We start from the raw sequence: 19,874 nt of genomic DNA, 5'->3' as shown, positions 1-19,874 counted from the left end.
ACAACGAACCTCAAACACGAATTGATGTAAGGAACGAGCAATGACCCAACGACTCAACGAAGGCAAGGTAGCGATCGTCACCGGCGCCGGTGGCGGCATCGGCCGCGAGATTGCCCTGGCCCTGGCCGACAGCGGCGCGCGGGTACTGATCAACGATATCGGCGTGTCCCTGCAGGGCGAGGGCGGCTCGGCTTCCCCGGCCGAGGAAACCCTCGGGCTGATCCGCCAGCGCGGCGGCGACGGCGCGATCAACACCGACAGCGTGTCGGACTGGGACAGCGCCCGGCGCATCGTCGCCAGCGCCATCGACGCCTTCGGCCGCGTCGACATCGTGGTCAACAATGCCGGCATCCTGCGCGACACCATCTTCCACAAGATGAGCGCCGAGGACTGGCTGTCGGTGATCAACGTGCACCTCAACGGCAGCTTCTTCGTCAGCCGCGCCGCCGCCGAGCATTTCCGCGCACAGAACAGCGGCGCCTTCGTGCACATGACCAGCACCTCGGGGCTGATCGGCAACTTCGGCCAGGCCAACTACTCGGCGGCCAAGCTGGGCATCGTCGCCCTGAGCAAATCCATCGCCCTCGACATGCAGCGCTACAACGTGCGCTCCAACTGCATCGCGCCCTTCGCCTGGAGCCGCATGACCGACTCCATTCCGGCCGAGACCCCGGAGCAGAAAGCGCGGGTGGAAAACCTGCAGCGCATGACCCCGGACAAGAACGCGCCTCTGGCCGTGTACCTCGCCTCCGATGCCGCCAGCGCGGTCAACGGCCAGGTGTTCGCCGCACGCAACCACGAGATCTTCCTGATGAGCCAGAGCCGCCCGCTGCGCAGCGTGCACAGCGACAACGGCTGGACCCCCCAGAGCATCGCCGAGCACGGCATGCCGGCGCTGCGCGGGAGCTTCATGGACCTGGCGCGCAGCCCGGACGTGTTCTCCTGGGACCCGATCTGACCCTTCGGAGGACAGGCGCATGTTCAAGACCCGATTCACCGAAGCCTTCGGCGTCGAACACCCGATCATGCAGGGCGGCATGCAGTGGGTGGGGCGCGCCGAGATGGCGGCGGCGGTGGCCAACGCCGGTGGCCTGGCGACGCTCTCGGCGCTGACCCAGCCGACGCCGCAGGCGCTGGCCGACGAGATCGCGCGCTGCCGCGAGCTCACCGAAAAGCCCTTCGGCGTCAACCTGACGCTGTTGCCGACACAGAAACCGATCCCCTACGCCGAGTACCGCGCGGTGATCATCGAGAGTGGCATTCGCGTCGTCGAAACCGCCGGGAACAATCCCGGCGAGCACATCGCCGAGTTCCGCCAGCATGGCATCAAGGTGATCCACAAATGCACGGCGGTGCGCCATGCGCTCAAGGCCGAGCAACTGGGGGTCGACGCGGTGTCCATCGACGGCTTCGAATGCGCCGGCCATCCGGGCGAGGATGACATTCCCGGCCTGGTATTGCTGCCGGCGGCGGCCAACCGGCTGCGTGTGCCGATCATCGCTTCCGGTGGTTTCGCCGACGGGCGCGGGCTGGTGGCGGCGCTGGCGCTGGGGGCCGATGCGATCAACATGGGCACGCGCTTCCTCAGCACCCGCGAATGCCCGATCCACCCGCAGGTCAAGGCGGCCATCCGCGCCGCCGACGAGCGCTCCACGGACGTGATCATGCGTTCGCTGCGCAACAGCGCGCGGGTCGCGCGCAACGCCATCAGCCAGGAAGTGCTGGCCATCGAGGCGCGCGGCAACGCCACCTATGCCGACATCGCCACGCTGGTCAGCGGCCTGCGCGGGCGCACGGTCTACGAACAGGGCGACACCGACCTGGGCATCTGGTCGGCGGGCATGGTCCAGGGCCTGATCGATGACGAACCGAGCTGCGAGGAACTGCTGCGCGGCATCGTCGAGCAGGCGCGCGAGCTGATCCGCGAGCGACTGGAGGGTTTGCTTATCCAGTGATTTTCCATGTGGCGGCGTGGGAGCAAGCGTTTCCTGGGGCCATGTGTGGGGCCTCCCTCTCCCTGGACGATGGGGCTGGGGAAGGGGCTCTGGCACGGAACTTCAGGCAGCGGCGCCGCCTTCACCTCACCTGACGAAGAGACAACAACAATGAAAAATCTTCCCGTACGGGCGCTCGTTTCGAGCTTCGCCTGCCTGCCCCTGTTCGCTCACGCGGACTTCATCGCGGACAGCAAGGCCAGCCTGGAACTGCGCAATTTCTACTTCAACCGCGACTACCGTCAGAGCGGCGCCGCACAGTCGAAATCCGAGGAGTGGGCACAGGGTTTCCTGCTGCGCTTCGAGTCGGGCTACACCGAGGGCACGGTCGGCGTGGGCGTCGATGCGCTCGGCCTGCTCGGGATCAAACTGGACTCCAGCCCCGACCGCACCGGGTCCGGTCTGCTGCCGTACTCGGCCAGCGACAAGCGCGCCGCCGACGACTACAGCGACCTGGGCGTGACTGCCAAGCTGCGCGCGTCGAAAAGCACCCTGAAGGTCGGCACGCTGCTGCCGAAGATGCCGGTGGTGCAATACAACGACACCCGCCTGCACCCGCAGACCTTCCAGGGCGGCCTCGCCGAGATCAACGAGATCGACGGCCTCACCGCGCAACTGGGCCAACTGCGCCAGGTGAAACAGCGTGACTCGACCAACGACGAAGACCTGTCGATGACCCGTGGCAACAAGCGCAACATCGTGCTCGGCAGCCATACCAGCAGCGACCGCTTCAACCTCGCCGGCGGCACCTACCGCTGGACCGACAACCTCAGCACCAGCTACCACTATGGTGGCCTGGAAAACTTCTACCGCCAGCACTACCTGAGCATGGTCCACACGCTGCCCATCGCCGAGGGCCAGTCGCTCAAGTCCGACATCCGCTGGGCGCGTTCCACCGACGATGGCGGCAGCAACGTCGACAACCGCGCGCTCAACGCCTTGTTCACCTACCGCATCGGCGGCAGCGGCTTCGGCGTGGGCTACCAGCGCATGTCCGGCGATACCGGCTTCGCCTACCTGTCCGGCACCGACCCGTACCTGACCAACTTCGTGCAGATCGGCGACTTCGCCAACAAGGACGAGCGCTCCTGGCAGGCGCGCTACGACTATGACTTCGCCGGCCTCGGCCTGCCCGGCCTGACCTTCATGACGCGCTACCTGCAGGGCGACCACATCGACCTGCTCAACGGCTCGGGGCGCGGCAAGGAATGGGAGCGCGACACCGACATCGGCTACGTGGTGCAGAACGGCCCGTTCAAGAACCTCGGTTTCAAGGTACGCAACGGCGCCTTCCGCAGCGATTTCGGCAACGACATCGACGAAACGCGGGTCATCGTCAGCTACCAGATGCCGCTCTGGTAATAGTCGCTACGCGCGGTGGCGGTTTGGCCAGAATCGCCCTTCCCGTGGCGGGAATGTCCCTTTCAGCCAAAGTCTGAACCGTGATTCACTGCTTTCAATGCAATGAATCAGGGTTCAGACCATGGCGTACCGGCAAACCGAGGCCCGGCTGCAAAAGGACGGCGAACAGCGCGAGCGCATCCTCGAGCTGGCGCTGGCGCGGGTTGCCGACGGCGGCTTCGCTTCGCTGACCATGCAGAGCCTGGCGGATGACGCCGGCATCGCTACCGGCAGCCTCTATCGGCATTTCAGCGGCAAGGGCGAACTGGCCGCCGAAGTCTTCGCCCGCGCCAGCCAGCGCGAGGTCGATGCCTTGGGCGTGCTGCTGAAGGATTCGGGCAGCGCCGCCGAGCGCCTGAATCGAGGCCTCCACCAATTCGCCGCGCGTGCCTGGGGCAGTCGTCAGCTGGCCTTTGCACTGATCGCCGAACCGGTCGACCCGGAGGTCGACGAGCAGCGCCTGGTCTACCGCGACGCCTACGCTGCCCTGTTCATCACCCTGCTGGAGCAGGGTATCGCCACCGGCGAATTCCAGCCCCAGCCGGTGCAGCTCACTGCCGCCTGCCTGGTCGGCGCCATCGCCGAAGCGTTGATCGGTCCGCTCTCGCCACCGGCCCGCGCTGCGCGGGATGCCGGTGAATCCAAGGTTTCCCTGGAGGACGTCAGCGACGCCCTCGTGAACTTCTGCCTGCGCGCCGTCGGTGCGTTCCCTGCTGCTTTGCCAAACCTGCCAGGCCCACGCCTGTGATGGAGGACCAGTCATGATCCCGCACCAGTACGCCGAAACCCACGAAGTGACCAACCAGGTGCCGCCGCTGGATGGTGCCAACCTCTATCGCGTCGACGTACCGCTGCAGGAGTGGGTGCGTCGCTACGGCGGTGGCTTCGCCGAGCAGAAACTCGACGCCTATGGCGCGCTGGCCGGTGGTCCGCTGATGGCGGCGGGCTTCCTGGCCAACGAGAACAAGCCGGTGTTCAAGTCCCATGACCGCTACGGCCATCGCGTAGACCTGATCGAGTTCCACCCGGCCTACCACGAGCTGATGCGCGCCTCCATCGAGGCCGGCATCCCGTCCATGCCCTGGACCGACCCGCGTGCCGGCGCCCAGGTTGCCCGCGCCGGCCTCAGTTACCTGCACAGCCAGGCCGAAGCCGGCACTGGCTGCCCGCTGACCATGACCTTCGCCAGCGTGCCGGCCATCCGCCTGCAGCCGGACATCGCCGAGAAGTGGCTGCCGAAGATCCTTTCCACCGAATACGACCCGCGCAACCTGCCCATCGAGCAGAAGGCCGGCGCCACCATCGGCATGGCCATGACCGAGAAACAGGGCGGTACCGACGTGCGCGCCAATACCACCCGCGCCTACCCGGTGGGCATTCCCGGTCCGGGGCAGGCCTACGAGCTGGTCGGCCACAAGTGGTTCTGCTCGGCGCCGATGTGCGACGCCTTCCTCACCCTGGCCTACACCGAAAAGGGCCTGACCTGCTTCCTGCTGCCGCGCCACCGCCCGGACGGCAGCCGCAACGAGTTCTACATCCAGCGCCTGAAGAACAAGCTGGGCAACTGGTCCAACGCCTCCAGCGAAGTGGAATACCGCGGCGCGCTGGCCTGGATGGTCGGCGAGGAAGGCCGCGGCGTGCCGACCATCATCGAGATGGTCGCCATGACCCGCTTCGACTGCATGATCGGTTCCAGCTCGCTGATGCGCCAGGCGCTGACCCAGGCCGCGCACCACTGCGCCTACCGCCAGGTCGGCGGCCGCGTGCTGGCCGAGCAACCGCTGATGCAGAACGTGCTGGCCGACCTCGCCCTGGAAAGCGAAGCCGCGCTGGCGCTGACCCTGCGCATGGGCCGCGCCCTGGACCACCTGCACGACGAACAGGAAGACAAGTTCGCCCGCCTGGTCACCGCCGTGGGCAAGTACTGGATCTGCAAGCGCGCCCCCGCGATGATCAACGAGGCCGCAGAATGCCTGGGCGGTGCCGGCTACGTCGAGGACACCATCCTCCCGCGCCTGTACCGCGAAGCACCGGTCAACTCCACCTGGGAAGGCTCGGGCAACGTGCAGTGCCTGGACGTGCTGCGCGCCCTGTCCAAGGAGCCCGGCGTGCTCGACGCGCTGTTCGCCGAGCTGGGAGACGGCCATGGTGACGCGCGCCTGGCCTCGTTCATCGGCAACCTCAAGGCGTCCTTCGCCGATACCCAGGACATCCAGTACCGCGCCCGCCAGCTCACCGAGAACGTCGCCGTCGCCCTGCAGGCCAAGCTGCTGCTGGAAGCGGGTAACTCGGTGGTCTCCGACGCCTTCATCGCCAGCCGCCTGGACGACGGCGGCCGCGTCTACGGAACCCTGCCGCGCGGCGTGGATGTGGAAGCACTGGTGGCGCGGGCGACACCGCACCTGGAGTGATGCAACGTTGCCAGTTGCCCTCCATGGGCAACTGGCCTGGTCCTGTCACTGATCGTCTCTGTTGAATCTGTCATCCCTTTCCGCAACGGAAGCAGGCAAGATGGAGCTGATCGTTCAGACAGGATGCCCACCATGAGTCTTACGACTGGCGACGAGTTCTTCGTCGCACAGACCGCCGAAGAGGCCGTCGATCAACTGGCCGTGCTTCATGAGCGCGCCACCGGCGCCCTGAACCAGGCGCTCAAGCGTTACCTGAAGGACCGCGAAGTCCCCGACGCGCAGCAGCGCGAACAATTCCGCTACCCGCTGCTGCGGGTGACCTACCTGTGCCAGGGCGAAGTGCCATCCACCACCCGCGCCTACGCCAAGGTCCAGGTGCCCGGGACCTACGCGGTGACCATCACCCAGCCCAAGGCCTTCCGCAAATACCTGCTCGAGCAACTGCGTCCGCTGATGGAAGACTTCACCGTACGGGTGGAAGTCGGTGTCAGCCAGCAGAACATCCCTTACCCCTACGTGGTGGAAGGCGGCGATGAACTGGGTGGTTCGGGCGTGACCGCCGCCGAGTTGGCGCGGGTGTTCCCCAGCACCGACCTGTCGGCCACTTCCGATGGCGTGGCGGACGGCCTGTACGAATGGGAGAACGCCGACCCGATGCCGCTGGCGCTGTTCGACGCGGCGCGCACTGACTTTTCCCTGCGCCGCATGGTGCATTACACCGGCAGCGACTGGCGCCATGTGCAGCCGTGGATCCTGCTGACCAACTACCACCGCTACGTCGACCAGTTCATCCACCTGGGCCTGGAGCGCCTGCGCGACGATCCGCGCTTCGTGCGCATGGTCCTGCCGGGCAATGTGGTCATCGAGCGCGGTACCGACGAAGGTGAGGCCAACGCCATCGTCGCCAGTGTCGAATGGCACCGCTTCCAGATGCCGGCCTATCACCTGATCGCCGAGGATGGCGACGGCGTGACGCTGGTGAACATCGGCGTCGGCCCGTCCAACGCGAAGAACATCACCGATCACCTCGCCGTGCTGCGCCCGCACTGCTGGCTGATGGTCGGCCACTGCGGCGGCCTGCGGCAGTCGCAGACCATCGGCGACTATGTGCTGGCCCACGCCTACATGCGCCGCGACGGCATTCTCGACCGTGTGCTGCCGCCGCACATCCCGATCCCGGCGCTGGCCGAGGTGCAACTGGCGTTGCAGGAAGCCGCCGCGGTGGTGACCGGAGAGCGCGGCGACCAGCTCAAGCGCCGCCTGCGTACCGGCACCGTGCTCACCTACGACGATCGCAACTGGGAGCTGCACTGGGCCCAGGAACGCCCGCTGATCAACCTGGCGCGGGCGATTGCGGTGGACATGGAGAGCGGCACCATCGCCGCCCAGGGCTACCGCCTGCGGGTGCCCTACGGCACGCTGCTGTGCGTCTCGGACAAGCCGCTGCACAGCGAGATCAAGCTGCCCGGCGCCGCTACGGCGTTCTACCAGCGCGCGGTGAGCCAGCACCTGTCCATCGGCATCGCCGCCGTCGATCTGCTGCGCACCCAGCTCAACTCGCTGCACTCGCGCAAGCTGCGCAGCTTCGACGAGCCGCCGTTCCGCTGATCTGCGACAGGGCACGGGGCGACCAGCAGGGTGATGGTGGTCGCCCTGGCTGCATGAAGAAAGCCGATGGAGAGCGTTGCCGATGACCGATCCTCGCAAGACCCCGGCGGGCCGTGCGCTCGCCCTGCTGGACCTGACCTCCCTGAATGACCGCGACGACCTGCAAAGCACCGTCGAACTCTGTCGCCGTGCGCTGACGCCCTACGGCGATGTGGCCGCGGTGTGCGTCTGGCCGAGACTGGTGCATATCGCCCGGCGAACACTCAATACCCTGGGCGGGCGCTCGGTAAAGGTCGCCAGCGTGTGCAACTTTCCCGCGGGCAACGCCCCGCTGGCGGACGTGGTGGAGGAGGTGCGCAAGACCCTTGCCGAAGGCGCGGACGAGATCGACCTGGTCTATCCCTGGCGCAAGCTCAAGGCCGGCGAGCCAACCGGCGCAGTGGAGCTGATCCGTACCTGCAAGACGCTGTGCGGGCCTTACCACCGTCTCAAGGTGATCCTGGAAACCGGCGAGCTGGCCGACCCCGAATTGATCCGCACGGCCTGCCGGGAAGCCATCGCCGGCGGCGCCGACTTCCTCAAGACCAGCACCGGCAAGGCGGCGGTGAATGCCACGCCCGAGGCGGTGCGGGTGATGCTCGAAACCATCGAGGAGGAGGGCGGCAAGGTGGGGCTCAAGGTATCCGGCGGGCTGCGCACGCTGGCCGATGCGCAGGGCTACCGGGCGCTGGTGGAGGAACGTTTCGGCGCTGGCTGGGTCACCCCGGAGCATCTGCGTTTCGGCGCATCGTCATTGCTTGACGATCTGCTGCGCGAGTTGCGCGCCGAAGCCAAGCCCATCTCCACGCGCAGCTACTGAACCGCTCGCGTTGACGCAGCCTGGGGCGGGCCTAGAATGCTCGCCTCCCGCGCCACGGGGAACCGTGGCGCGCTCCTCCGGTCGGACCTTCGCCGACCTCCTCCGCTGGTGATTGCATGCCCTTCCGCGCCCCCTCGCACCTGACCAACCCCTTGCGCCGCTTCTCCCGCCGCCTGGTGGAAAACGGCACGCCTGAAGTCGCCGCGCCGCTTCCCTTGCCTGACAGCATCGCCGGCGAACCCTGGTTCTCCGTGGGCAAGGCGGTGGAGGGCCTGGGCGGCGAGCGGGTGGATGGCTGGTGCCTGGAGGAGTGGCCGGGCCTGGCCCTGCGTGCCCGCTTCAGCGCCTGCTGGCGTGATGGTCAGGGTCGTCTGTGGAACGTGCTGCCCGGCGGCGAGCCCATCGCCTTCCTGCCCGACCCGAAGCGCCGCTACGAGGGCGTGCCCCTTGCCGAGCAACTGCACGCGCTGGAGCGTGACGAGCTGCTGGAGGACTACCTCTGGCTCAGCCGCGAGTTGGGCAAACCGCAGATGGATGACGAGCGCCGGGAAGTCCGCGAGTCCATGCGCCAACGGCTGGAAAGCTGGCTGGAGCTGGGCGGCCGCGGCGACAAGCCGTGCCCGTGCAACAGCGGCAAGCGCTACCGCAATTGTTGCAGCAAGCGGGTGCGCGAGAATTAGGCCGAGGCGGGCCGGCGCCTTCACCGGTCCAGAGGCGCGGCGTGCGGACTCCTGGTCAGGTGCCGCCGCCAGGCCAGGGGAGCTGTTCCGTACCAGTGGCGGAACGCGCGGCTGAACGCACTCTGTTCGGAGAAACCAAGTCGTGCGGCAATCTCGCCAAGTGGAAGAGCAGCATCGCTGAGATAACGCTCAGCCAACTGGCGGCGGGTGTCGTCCAGGAGTTGCTGGAAGCTGCTACCCTCGGCCTGCAGATGACGTTGCAGGGTGCGTGGCGATCGGTTCAATTGCCCGGCCAGGTCGCCGATGTTGCCGCGTCCCTCGGGCAGCAGGCGGGCCAGTGCCTGTTGGCAGCTGTGCAGGAGCGCGGAGTGTCCTCGTTGGCGGAGAAAGCCTTCAGCCTGTTCGTCAAGCAACTCCAGAAGCGCCGGATCGGCTTGTTGCAGTGGCAGTTGTAGATAGGCCAAAGGCAGGCTCAGGCGTGTCGCGGGTTGGCCGAAGCGCACCGGGCAGCCGAAAAAGTCCAGATAGGCGCCGATGTCCGCTGGCGACGGGTTGACGAAATGCACCTCGGACGGCAGCAGAGCCTGATCGCAGATGCGACGGGCTAGCTGAACCAGGGCAGCCACGCCGGTCTCGTCGACCAGTTGGCCCGGCCTACCGCGCTCGGTGCCCCATTCCAGCAGCAGGAGGTTGCCTTCTGCGCGCACTCTGACCGGATTCACGTCATAGACCAGCCCCTGGTAACGCTCCAGGCGCTGCAGGGCATCGGCGAGTGTCGCGCACGTGCGCCCGGCATAGCCCACCACACCGAAGTGCTGCGGTCCGATCCCTTCGGCGATGCGCAGGCCGATGGCGGGCTCGCCCAGCCGGGAATCCGCGCGCTGCAGCAATACCTGCCATTGGGCCAGGGGAATCAAGCCGCTCGCGGGGGCCGGCAAGGGGCCGAGCAAAGCCTGTGCGTCGACCCCGCGGGTGGCGAGGAACTCGTAGAGCAGCCGGGCGTAGCTGCTGGCGATGTGCTGTTGGGCCATGGGCAGGTCTGCCGATTGACGCGATAGGTCAAGAAGTTAGCGGGGCTGGTCAATCCGGTCAGCCCAACTTTCGACAAGCTCTACGCAGGACATACCTTGCAGGAGCCTCGCCATGCCTGATCTGCCCACTGGTTTGACGTCCTGGGTCGCCGCTATCGATCCACTGCGCGACTTGCTGCTGATCCTGACGCCGCTGTTCATCGCCACATTACTCGTCGAGTGGCTGGCGCTACGTCGGCGCGGGGTCTTTCGGCTCGGTGACTCGCTGGCCAGCCTGGGGCTGGGAGGCCTCTATCTGGTGGTGGATGCCGTGCTGGTGGCGATCCTGGTGTTGCCGGTCTATCGGCTGCTTTTCGAACATCGCCTGCTGCAGTTCGAGATGACTCCGCTGGCTTTTGTCCTGCTGTTCTTCCTGCTGGAGTTCTGCTTTTTCCTCTTTCACTGGGCCAGCCACCGTATTCGCTGGTTCTGGGCCGCCCACGTGGTGCATCACTCCTCGCGGCAGATGAATTTCACGACGGCCATGCGCCAGAGCCTGTTCTATGGCTTCGCCGGAAACTGGCTGTTCTATCTGCCATTGGTCTGGCTGGGATTCGCCCCGGAGTGGGTTCTGTTCATGCTTTCGGTGAGCCTGGCCTATCAGTACTTCCTGCACACCCAGGGGGTCGGCAAGTTGCCCGGAGCCATCGAGTGGCTGTTCAACACCCCTTCCCACCACCGTGCCCACCATGGGCGCAATCCCCAGTACATCGACCGCAACTACGGTGGCGTGCTCATCATCTACGACCGACTGTTCGGCACCTTCGTCGAGGAACGCGAAACGCCGGAGTACGGCATCGTGCGCCAGGTGGAGAGCTACAACCCGTTGTGGCTGAACCTGCACGAGTGGGTCGACATGTTCCGTGACCTGGCCCGGCCGGGCCCGTTGCGGCTGCGCCTCAAGCACCTGTGGGCGCCGCCGGAGTGGCAGCGTCCGCCGGGCACGCCGAGCTCTAACGAAGCGGAGGTATCCGCCATTGCTCCCCCGGCTTCGGAGCCCGGAAACGCCCCGCTGGCACACCGCGCTGCTGGAGCGCCACGGCCAGATCGCTGAGCGGCGTGAACTGTCCTTCGTCGCTCAGGCGGAAGGTGCCGAAGTGGATCGCCATGCTGCATTGCGAGTCGAGATGCTGGTGCGCCTGTACGGCGTCGTCCGGGTTCATGTGGTGGTGACGCATGAACCAGCGCGGCTCATAGGCGCCGATGGGCAGGGCGGCAAAGCGCATGGGGCCGAAGCGCTCGTGCATCAGCCGAAACTCCTCGCCCAACCCGGTATCGCCGGGGAACAACAGCGGGCCGTCCGGCGACTCCAGCACGAAACCCATCCACAGCGTGCGGTTGGTGTCGCGCCGCGAGCGCGCCGACCAGTGTTGCGCCGGCACACCGGTGAGCAGCATGCCCTCGGGCATCGGCAGGCTCTGCCACCAGTCCAGCTCGACGATGTCATTGAAACCGCAGGCGCGGATCAGCTCGCCGTTGCCCAGGCCGGTCACCACTTTCGCTGACGGGAAGCGCCGGGCCAGCTCGCGCAGGCTGTGGATATCCAGGTGGTCGTAGTGGTTGTGGCTGACCAGGATCAGGTTGATCGGCGGCAATTCGTCCAGCGCCAGGCCCGGCGGGTGCACGCGCTTGGGGCCGACGAAGCTGAACGGGCTGGTGCGCTCGCACCAGAGCGGGTCGGTGAGGATGTTCAGGCCGCGGTGCTGGATCAGCAGAGTCGCGTGGTTGATGTAGGTCACGCGCAGTTCGTCGCCTTCGAGGCGGGCCGGCGTTTGCGGGCGGGCGTTGGGGCCGGGCTGGGCAATCCACTCCTGCTGGCGGCCGCGTTCGCGCTGCCACTTGAGGAAGGCGCGCAGGCCGTTGTGCGGTTGGCGGTCAAGATTATGAAAGCGGGTGCCGTCGAAATGCGCCGTCTGCGGGCCGCGATAGCGGGCGCCGAGGCGCCCGCTGAGGTTCTGCAAGGTGATCAGCCAGGTGGGGTGGCTCATGGGCATGCTCGTGCGTGCTCTTGCGAGGAGGACTCGGCACAACCTAGCATGCCGGGCATTCGCCGTACCCCCAACCTCGGTTACCAGTCTTTTCGCCATGCCCCGTCCTCCGCGTCCCGCCAATCGCCGTCCTGCCGTCCGTCCCACGTCTCGCCGGGTGGCCAAGGCGCCGCCGGCACAACCCAGGCTGATCCTGCTGAACAAGCCGTTCGACGTGCTGACGCAGTTCAACGACAGCGATGGCCGCGCAACGCTGAAGGATTTTGTCGATATGCCGGGCGTCTATCCGGCCGGGCGGCTGGACCGCGACAGCGAAGGCCTGTTGCTGCTGACCAACGACGGCCGCCTGCAGGCGCGGATTGCCGATCCCAGGCACAAGCTGCCGAAGACGTATTGGGTGCAGGTGGAAGGCGAGCCGAGCGACGAACAGCTCGCCCTGCTGCGCAAGGGCGTGCAGCTCAACGACGGCCCGACTTTGCCGGCCGAGGCCCGGCGGCTGGAAGAACCGCAGTTGTGGGAGCGCGACCCGCCGGTGCGCTTCCGCAAGTCGGTGCCTACGGCCTGGCTGGAGCTGGTGATCCGCGAGGGGCGCAATCGCCAGGTCCGGCGGATGACGGCGGCAGTCGGCCTGCCCACGCTGCGCCTGGTGCGCGTGCGCATCGGGCCGTGGCAGCTGGATGGGCTGCAGCCGGGGGAATGGCGGGAAGTCAGCCCCGAACTCTGAGGGGCCGGGGCGAGGCGGGGGTCAGAATCCGCCTTCGAGTCCGGCGACGACCACCGACTTGATCAAGAAGCCGAGCACGCCCAGGCCCAGTGCGAAGAACAACACCATGGTGCCCATGCGGCCGGCCTTGGACTTCTTGGCAAGGTCCCAGACGATGAAGGCCATGAACAGGATCAGGCCGGTTACCAGGCCATACATCATCCAGTCTTCGAAACTTTCGTTCATTGCTGCTCCTGCCCGGTACGGATGTGTCTCGTGGGGCGCCGGGACTGAGGGTGGTGGTGGAGAAGGCGCGCATTATACGCATGCGGCGCTTTGTCGTTCAGAGCCGTTCATAAATTGAGCAGTTCCTCCTGAGCGACGCACGCAATGCCGCGAAAATTCCCGCCGCAGCCCGGCTGGCGGGGAAATTTCCGGTATCGATTTCGTTCGGCGGGAGGCAGGGTGCGGTGCTGTGTCGCAGGTCTGGCCGCTCCTGCAAAAACTGATCAGACGCGCAGGTGGTCCAGCGGCAACTCGGTGCTGGCCAGAACGTTGCGCAGCACGAAGCTCGACCGCACGCTGGTAACGCCTTCGATGCGCGTGACGGTGCCGAGCAGGAAGTGCTGGTAGTGCTCCATGTCCGGCACCATCACCTTGAGCTGGTAGTCCGCGTCCATCCCGGTCACCAAGCTGCACTCCAGCACCTCGGGGCACTTGCCGATGATCTGCTGGAAATGCTCGAAGCGTTCCGGGGTGTGCCGGTCCATGCCGATCAGCACGAAGGCGGTGAGGCTCAGGCCGAGCTTCTTGCTGTCCAGCAGAGCGACCTGGCGGACGATGTAGCCATCGTCTTCGAGCTGCTTGACCCGTCGCGAGCAGGGGGAGGGTGACAGGCCGATGCGTTCGGCCAGCTCCTGATTGGAGATGCGCGCGTCGCGTTGCAGTTCGGCAAGAATTCGCAGGTCGTAGCGGTCCAGCTTGTCCATGAAAGCCTCGAATTTTAATTGAATTGCGCTTTTGGCGTAATTTTTGGCTGTTTGTTGCTCAGGTTGTGCCTTTATAAGCAATCTTAGCAATCATTTATCCGCTCTGTCGCCGTACTATTTCTTCCAGATTCACAGCCCGGACATCACGTCCCCCTGCGATCCGCCCAATCAGGCGCTTCGCGGCCCGCCGACCCCACAGGATCGCGCCGGCCACCGGGCTGCGCACTGCCCAGAAGGCGGAGCGAGGTGAGCCGGCGCCAACAGCGACGAGCAGGACGAGATTCCACAAAGGGAGGCTGACGAGCCTCCCTTTTTTCTTGCCCGCGATCTGCCCCCCCATCTTTACCCTGACTTTACCCAACACCTTGCAATGCGGGCGTTGCGCCGTGGTCTATGGCATTGTCACATCACTGTTTTCGGCCGTCGCCGAAGTGAGGAATTCATGAAGTCGGGCATTGGGCGGTTCGCCTCCTTCGCTGTGCTTTCGCTGGCGCTGGCCGTGCAGACCGCCACGGCTGCCGGTTTTGGCGGCGCGGATATGCAGGGCGGCCAGGGCCAGCCGCCGAGCCAGGGCGGTGGCCAGGGACGTCCTTCCGGCGGTTCGGGCAACGCTGGCGGTGGCAAGTTCGGTTCCCACGAAGTCCCGAACGGTTCCGGCGGTGGCTGGCAGGGGCGCCCGCCCAGCGGTGGAAACAATGGCCAGTGGCAGGGCCGCCCTCCGGGCAATGGCGGTAATAACAACGGCCAATGGCAAGGGCATCCGCCAAACGGCGCCGGTAACGGCCATGACAATGGCCAGTGGCACGGCCGCCCTCCGGGCCAGAATGGCAATCAGTGGCAGGGCGGTCAGGGTCGCCCGCCGGGCTATGGCGATAGTCAATGGCAGAACCGTCCGCCGGCCAACAATGGCAACGCGGGCAAGTTCGGTTCCCATGAAGTGCGCCCACCATCCGGCAACTGGCAGGGGCGGCCGCCGTCCCACGGCAACTGGGGGCCACATCCGTCCTACTGGCGGCCGGGCTATGTGGTGAATGCCATGCCGAGCGGGCACTACCGCGTGCCTTATCGTGGCAATGACTACTACTTCAACGACGGCTACTGGTACCGTCCCTACGGCTCTCGTTACGTGGTAGTGACGCCGCCCTACGGCGTGCGCGTGCGCTACCTGCCCTCCTATGCCGAGCAGGTGTGGGTCGGCAGCATCGGCTACTTCCTGGCTGCCGGCACCTACTACCTGTGGCAGGCCAGTTCGCAGGACTACGAAGTCGTGGCACCGCCCCAGCAGCAACCGGTGGCCGTGGCACAGACCGGCTATGACGTGATCGCCTATCCGCTGTACAACCAGGGGCCGGACCAGCAGGCCCGTGACCGCTACGAATGCCATGGCTGGGCCGTGCAACAAAGTGGCTTCGATCCGGCATCGGCCAGCTACGCGCCGCCGGCGTACGTCGCCGACAACTACCGCCGCGCCCTGGGCGCCTGCCTGAGCGGGCGCGGCTACAGCGTCAACTGATGCTCTCTAGCTGATCGTCTCTTTGCCCACCACTTCCTGCGGGTCGGCGTGCACCAGCACCTCGGCCCGCGGGAATTCCTTGTGGATCGCCAGCACCGCTTCGTCGCACAGGTGATGCGCCTTGGACAGCGACAGCTCGCCGGGCAATTCGAGGTGCAACTGGACGAACCAGTGCGTGCCGGAAATCCGCGTGCGCAGGTCATGGGCGCCGAGCACGCCGGGTACTTCGCGCACCAGTTCGAGCATGCGCGTGCTGACGTCGGGCGGTAGTTCCTCGTCCATCAGCACCGCGATGGATTCGCGGGCGATCTGGAAGGAGCTCCAGAGGATGTACAGGGCGATGCCCAGGCCGAAGAGGGCGTCCATCTGTTGCCAGCCGAAGTTCGCCAGCACCAGGGCGACCAGAATGCTGCTGTTGAGCAACAGGTCCGAGCGGTAGTGCAGGGAGTCGGCGCGGATGGCATTGGAACCGGTGATCTTCACCACGTAGCCCTGTACCGTCAGCAGGCCGGCGGTGAGTACCAGCGACAGGATCATCACCGCAATGCCCCAGCCGACGGCTTCCACCGGCTCGGGATGTTGCAGCCGGTCGATGGCCTGGGTGCCTACCAGTACGGCACTGACCGCGATGAACAGCGCTTGCGCCAGCCCGGACAGTGATTCCGCCTTGCCGTGGCCGTAGCGATGGTCGTCGTCCGCGGGGCGGATGGCGTAGTGCACCGCCAGGAGGTTGAGGAAGGAAGCGGCGCCGTCGAGCAGCGAATCGGTGAGACCGGCCAGCAGGCTGACCGAGCCACTGAGCCACCAGGCGATGGCCTTGGCGACGATCAGGGTGGTGCCGACGCCGAGCGACGCGAAGGTCGCCAGCCGCATGAGGTGGGAGTGGCTGGCGTGCTTGAGCATCAGGTGTCCAGGCGGTTGGGCAGGAAGTAGATGTAGTCCAGCAGCGGCGCCTTCTGGCCCAGCGCAGTGAGCGCGGCGCTCATTTGCCCGCGATGGTGGGTGCCGTGGTTGACCAGGTGCTGGACGATGTTCGCCAGGCTCTGGCGGTGTTCCTGCCCGGCCATGTTGCGGTAGTCCAGTTGGGTGCCGAGGGTGGCATCGCTCTGCTTGCTCAGCCACAGGCGCCAGGCGCCGACACCGTCATTGAGGAAGTCGGCGAGGCCGGCGCGATCAGGCGCCGCCTCGGCGTCGAGGCGTTCGAACTGCCAGGGCTCTCGCTGCACTCGGGCGAACCAGATGCGATCGACCACCGCGAGGTGGTTGAGGGTGCCGTGAAGGCTGCCGAAGAACAGCCCGCGCGGCGCGCGGTAGGTCTCTTCATCCAGGGGCGCTATGGCCTCCAGGATGCGTTCGTAGGCCCACTGGTGGTACGCCAGGAGTTGCTGAAGGTGTGAAGCGAGAGCGCCGTGCATATCAGGCCTCCGGGCGCAGGCCCAGGCTGGCGAGTTGTTGGAGGCTGCCGCTGCGCTGGATCAGACGCGGGTCGTCCAGGGGCAGGCTGCGGCCGGTTTCACGCTCGAGGATCGCCTTGAGTTTAGCCTTGTCCACGGTGCCGTCTTCACCCACGGCATCCTTGAGCTTTTCCGGCGCGACCGAGTACTTCGCATCGGGCAGGTAGATCGCGCCGGTGGCGAAGTCTACGCCGAAGGCAATCAGGCCCGGGATGACGTAGAACAACAGTCCGATGGCGTCGAAGGCGACGATGGCGGGGTCGATACGGCCGTCGATCTGGCCGCGGCGATCGGGGTAGAACAGGGTGCCGCAGGCGGTCAGCTGGCTGAACAGGGCGGCGCTCAGAACGGCGCAGGACACACGGGTGGCAAGACGCATGGAAGACCTCCGGGAGGATGATGCGGACAACTATATCAACGAGCTCGCTGTCGCTGCTGGCAGATTCGCACTATGCGGCGTTCTCGTTGCTTCTATGACTGCCGAGTTGGCATCGTGGTTCGCCCGCTATAATCGCCGGCCCCCGCACAATCGGGGTTACTGCCCCATGAAATTCCAGGAGCCGGCATGAACGCCCTTCCCATCGACAGCGTCCTTCCCGTCCTGCGCCAGGCCCTGGCCGAGCGCCATGAGGTGGTACTGGAAGCGCCGCCCGGCGCCGGCAAGACCACCCGCGTGCCGCTGGCGCTGCTGGGCGAGGCGTGGCTGGCCGGGCAGTCGATCCTGATGCTGGAACCACGCCGCCTGGCTGCCCGCGCTGCCGCCGAGCGCCTGGCCAGTGAGCTGGGCGAGACAGTCGGCGAGACTGTTGGTTACCGCATCCGCCTGGATAGCAGGGTCGGCCCGAAGACGCGCATCGAGGTGGTTACCGAAGGCATCCTCGCGCGCCGCCTCCAGGATGACCCGGCGCTGGAGGGCGTGGGCCTGGTGATCTTCGACGAATTCCATGAACGCAGCCTCGATGCGGACCTGGCCCTGGCGCTGACCCTCAACGGCCGCGCGCTGCTGCGCGACGAGCCGCCGCTCAAGGTGCTGGTGATGTCCGCGACCCTGGAGGGCGAGCGCCTCTCCACGTTGCTGGACGATGCCCCGGTGGTACGCAGCGAGGGCCGCATGTTCCCGGTGGACATCCGCTGGGGCCGCCCCTGGCAGGCCGGCGAATTCATCGAGCCGCGCGTGGTGCAGACCGTGCAGCAGGCGCTGGCGGATGAACCCGGCAGCCTGCTGGTGTTCCTGCCCGGCCAGGCGGAGATTCGCCGCGTCGCCGAACAGCTGGGCGACACACTGGCTGGTCGGCCTGAAGTACTCATCTGCCCGCTGCACGGCGAGCTTGATCTGGACGCCCAGCGCGCTGCCATTGAGCCCGCGCCGGCGGGTAAGCGCAAGGTGGTGCTGGCCACGAATATTGCCGAGACCAGCCTGACCATCGATGGCGTGCGTGTCGTGGTGGATGCCGGGCTGGCGCGGGTGCCGCGCTTCGATCCGGGCAGCGGCATGACCCGCCTGGATACCCAGCGCATCTCCCGCGCCTCCGCCACCCAGCGCGCCGGCCGTGCCGGGCGCCTGGAACCCGGCGCCTGCTACCGCCTGTGGTCCGAGGCGCAGCACGATCAACTGCCGGCCTATGGCGCGGCGGAAATTCTCCAGGCCGACCTCGCCGGCCTTGCGCTGCAACTGGCGCGCTGGGGCGTGGCCCCGCAGGAGCTGGCCTGGCTCGACCTGCCGCCCGCCGCCGCTTATGCACAGGCCCAGGACCTGCTGGAGCGTCTCGGCGCGCTGGCCTCCCGCGCCGGTGGCGGCAGTCTCACGCCCCACGGCCAGGCCATGGCCGAGGTGCCGGCGCACCCGCGAATCGCCCACCTGCTGCTGCGCGGCCACGCGTTGGGGCTGGGACAGTTGGCCTGTGATCTGGCCGCCCTGCTGGGCGAGCGCGACATCCTGCGCGGCAACGACGCCGACCTGCATCACCGCATCGCCCTGCTGGCCGGCGAGCAGAATGGCCCGCGCGCCAGCCGCGGCGCGGTGCAGCGCGTTCGCCAGCTGGCGCGGCAGTTCAAGGGCTACTTGCGGGGTCCTGCCCGTGAACCGGTTGCCGACCCCGAACATCCGCGTTGGCTCGGCGGCCTGCTGGCCTTTGCCTACCCGGACCGTATCGCCCGCCAGCGCCGCGCCGGTGGCGGCGAATACCGCCTGGCCAACGGTCGCGCCGCGCTGTTCGGCGAGCCGGATGCGCTGATGAAGGAAGCCTGGCTGGTGATCGCCGACCTCGGCAGCCGCCAGGGCCAGCGCGAGGAGCGCATCTACCTGGCGGCGGCGCTGGAGCCGGCGCTGTTCGAGTCGATTCTCGCCGAGCAGGTCAGCGTCCACGACGAACTGGACTGGGACGAGCGCGAAGGCGTATTGCGCGCCGAGCGACAGCGCAAGGTCGGCGAACTGGTGCTCTCCAGCGAAGCGCTGCCCAATCTGGACGCCGAAGCCCGCAGCCGCGCGCTGCTCGGGCTGGTGCGCCGCAAGGGCCTGGAGTTGTTACCCTGGACGCCGGAGCTGCGCCAGTGGCAGGCACGCATCGCGCTGTTGCGGCGGCTGGACCTGGAGGGCAAGGGCGAGAGCGAGTGGCCGGACGTCAGCGACGCCGCCTTGCTGGGCTCGCTGGAGAACTGGCTGCTGCCTTACCTGGGCAAGGTTTCGCGGCTCTCGCATTTCGGCAACCTGGACTTGAGCGGGATTCTCCATGCGCAGCTGCCCTGGCCATTGCCGCAACGCCTGGACGAACTGGCGCCGCGCACGTTGCAGGTGCCGTCCGGCTCGAACATCCGCCTGGACTACAGCGAGTTCCCGCCGGTCCTCGCTGTGCGCCTGCAGGAGCTGTTCGGCCTCGCCGATACGCCGCGCATCGCCCAGGGCCGGGTGGCGGTCAAGTTGCACCTGCTCTCTCCGGCGCAGCGGCCGGTACAGGTGACCCAGGACCTGGCCAACTTCTGGCGCAGCACCTATGCCGAAGTGAAGAAGGACCTCAAGGGTCGCTATCCCAAGCACTACTGGCCGGATGACCCGTTGATCGCCGAGCCGACGGCGCGGGCCAAGCCGCGCAAGACCTGAAATTCGCGCAAGGGCTCCTGCTCTTGTAGGAGCAACTGTCTTCTTCAGGTAAGTCCGTGCCAGTGCCTTCCCTCACCCCAGCCCTCTCCCAGAGGGAGAGGGAGCCG

Annotated in this window: 19 protein-coding genes; 12 read left to right on the top strand and 7 right to left on the bottom strand. The window is 66.8% G+C overall.

Translation table 11 applies throughout. From position 1 onward, the window contains the following. The first annotated feature begins 40 nt into the window (after positions 1-40). The 8 genes from A9513_RS07015 to A9513_RS06980 all read left to right on the top strand — a co-directional run bounded on the left by A9513_RS07015 (position 41) and on the right by A9513_RS06980 (position 8,953). On the top strand, positions 41-958 hold the full coding sequence (locus tag A9513_RS07015) for an SDR family NAD(P)-dependent oxidoreductase (protein WP_024763956.1): 918 nt from the start codon (positions 41-43) through the stop codon (positions 956-958). Between the two features lie 19 nt (positions 959-977). After that, on the top strand, positions 978-1,955 hold the full coding sequence (locus A9513_RS07010; protein WP_065084327.1) for an NADH:ubiquinone reductase: 978 nt from the start codon (positions 978-980) through the stop codon (positions 1,953-1,955). A 150-nt stretch (positions 1,956-2,105) separates the two neighbouring features. Further along, positions 2,106-3,356: an OprD family porin gene (locus A9513_RS07005; RefSeq protein WP_065084326.1), complete on the top strand. Its 1,251-nt coding sequence runs from the start codon at positions 2,106-2,108 to the stop codon at positions 3,354-3,356. A 121-nt stretch (positions 3,357-3,477) separates the two neighbouring features. Beyond that, complete coding sequence (locus A9513_RS07000) at positions 3,478-4,143, top strand: TetR/AcrR family transcriptional regulator (protein WP_065084325.1); 666 nt, start codon at positions 3,478-3,480, stop codon at positions 4,141-4,143. Between the two features lie 13 nt (positions 4,144-4,156). Continuing rightward, positions 4,157-5,806 (top strand): acyl-CoA dehydrogenase family protein, encoded by a 1,650-nt coding sequence (locus A9513_RS06995; protein WP_065084324.1) that lies wholly within the window; start codon positions 4,157-4,159, stop codon positions 5,804-5,806. Positions 5,807-5,938: 132 nt separating this feature from the next. Next, on the top strand, positions 5,939-7,414 hold the full coding sequence (amn, locus tag A9513_RS06990; protein ID WP_024763952.1) for an AMP nucleosidase: 1,476 nt from the start codon (positions 5,939-5,941) through the stop codon (positions 7,412-7,414). A gap of 82 nt (positions 7,415-7,496) precedes the next feature. Then, the gene (gene deoC, locus A9513_RS06985) at positions 7,497-8,273 is read left to right on the top strand and encodes a deoxyribose-phosphate aldolase (RefSeq protein ID WP_065084323.1); all 777 of its coding nucleotides are present in this window, start codon (positions 7,497-7,499) and stop codon (positions 8,271-8,273) included. A gap of 116 nt (positions 8,274-8,389) precedes the next feature. Beyond that, positions 8,390-8,953, top strand: coding sequence for a hypothetical protein (locus A9513_RS06980; protein ID WP_065084322.1), 564 nt, complete (start codon positions 8,390-8,392; stop codon positions 8,951-8,953). Positions 8,954-8,973: 20 nt separating this feature from the next. On the opposite strand, the gene A9513_RS06975 is transcribed toward A9513_RS06980, so the two are convergent. Then, on the bottom strand, positions 8,974-9,984 hold the full coding sequence (locus A9513_RS06975; protein ID WP_065084321.1) for an AraC family transcriptional regulator: 1,011 nt from the start codon (positions 9,982-9,984) through the stop codon (positions 8,974-8,976). A gap of 112 nt (positions 9,985-10,096) precedes the next feature. On the opposite strand from A9513_RS06975, the gene A9513_RS06970 reads away from it, so the two are divergent. Continuing rightward, positions 10,097-11,077 carry a sterol desaturase family protein gene (locus tag A9513_RS06970; RefSeq protein WP_065084320.1) on the top strand — a complete coding sequence of 327 codons (981 nt, stop codon included), beginning with the start codon at positions 10,097-10,099 and terminating at the stop codon, positions 11,075-11,077. Here A9513_RS06970 and A9513_RS06965 read toward each other — a convergent pair. Then, positions 10,977-12,017 carry an MBL fold metallo-hydrolase gene (locus tag A9513_RS06965; protein ID WP_065084319.1) on the bottom strand — a complete coding sequence of 347 codons (1,041 nt, stop codon included), beginning with the start codon at positions 12,015-12,017 and terminating at the stop codon, positions 10,977-10,979. The two genes, A9513_RS06970 and A9513_RS06965, sit on opposite strands and share 101 nt — an antisense overlap. 151 nt (positions 12,018-12,168) lie before the next feature. On the opposite strand from A9513_RS06965, the gene A9513_RS06960 reads away from it, so the two are divergent. Further along, positions 12,169-12,735, top strand: a complete 567-nt coding sequence (locus tag A9513_RS06960) for a pseudouridine synthase (protein ID WP_037006932.1) — start codon at positions 12,169-12,171, stop codon at positions 12,733-12,735. 21 nt (positions 12,736-12,756) lie between these two features. Here the strand turns inward: A9513_RS06960 and A9513_RS06955 are convergent, their stop codons facing one another. Together A9513_RS06955 and A9513_RS06950 are read right to left on the bottom strand one after the other, a co-directional pair. Next, positions 12,757-12,960 carry a DUF2788 domain-containing protein gene (locus A9513_RS06955; protein WP_015475469.1) on the bottom strand — a complete coding sequence of 68 codons (204 nt, stop codon included), beginning with the start codon at positions 12,958-12,960 and terminating at the stop codon, positions 12,757-12,759. Positions 12,961-13,223: 263 nt separating this feature from the next. Beyond that, positions 13,224-13,703, bottom strand: a complete 480-nt coding sequence (locus tag A9513_RS06950) for an Lrp/AsnC family transcriptional regulator (protein WP_024763946.1) — start codon at positions 13,701-13,703, stop codon at positions 13,224-13,226. A 442-nt stretch (positions 13,704-14,145) separates the two neighbouring features. On the opposite strand from A9513_RS06950, the gene A9513_RS36425 reads away from it, so the two are divergent. Next, positions 14,146-15,216 carry a DUF6515 family protein gene (locus tag A9513_RS36425; protein WP_065084318.1) on the top strand — a complete coding sequence of 357 codons (1,071 nt, stop codon included), beginning with the start codon at positions 14,146-14,148 and terminating at the stop codon, positions 15,214-15,216. A 6-nt stretch (positions 15,217-15,222) separates the two neighbouring features. On the opposite strand, the gene A9513_RS06940 is transcribed toward A9513_RS36425, so the two are convergent. Genes A9513_RS06940 through A9513_RS06930 form a run of 3 tightly spaced genes read right to left on the bottom strand, consistent with a single transcriptional unit; the run spans position 15,223 to position 17,049 of the window. Next, positions 15,223-16,119 (bottom strand): cation diffusion facilitator family transporter, encoded by an 897-nt coding sequence (locus A9513_RS06940; RefSeq protein WP_065084317.1) that lies wholly within the window; start codon positions 16,117-16,119, stop codon positions 15,223-15,225. Further along, positions 16,119-16,631: a DinB family protein gene (locus A9513_RS06935; RefSeq protein WP_024763943.1), complete on the bottom strand. Its 513-nt coding sequence runs from the start codon at positions 16,629-16,631 to the stop codon at positions 16,119-16,121. The genes A9513_RS06940 and A9513_RS06935 overlap by 1 nt, the downstream gene beginning before the upstream one ends. Position 16,632: 1 nt before the next feature. Beyond that, positions 16,633-17,049, bottom strand: a complete 417-nt coding sequence (locus A9513_RS06930; RefSeq protein WP_024763942.1) for a polyribonucleotide nucleotidyltransferase — start codon at positions 17,047-17,049, stop codon at positions 16,633-16,635. A gap of 186 nt (positions 17,050-17,235) precedes the next feature. On the opposite strand from A9513_RS06930, the gene hrpB reads away from it, so the two are divergent. Further along, a complete protein-coding gene (hrpB, locus tag A9513_RS06920; protein ID WP_065084315.1) occupies positions 17,236-19,767 on the top strand; it encodes an ATP-dependent helicase HrpB in 2,532 nt (843 codons plus the stop codon). The last annotated feature ends 107 nt before the right edge of the window (positions 19,768-19,874 follow it).

The sequence above is a fragment of the Pseudomonas sp. AU12215 genome (assembly GCF_001675465.2).
In the GTDB taxonomy this organism is placed as follows: domain Bacteria; phylum Pseudomonadota; class Gammaproteobacteria; order Pseudomonadales; family Pseudomonadaceae; genus Pseudomonas; species Pseudomonas nitroreducens.
Note: the sequence above shows the minus strand (reverse complement) of the source record. Positions and strands in the feature narration are given on the sequence as shown.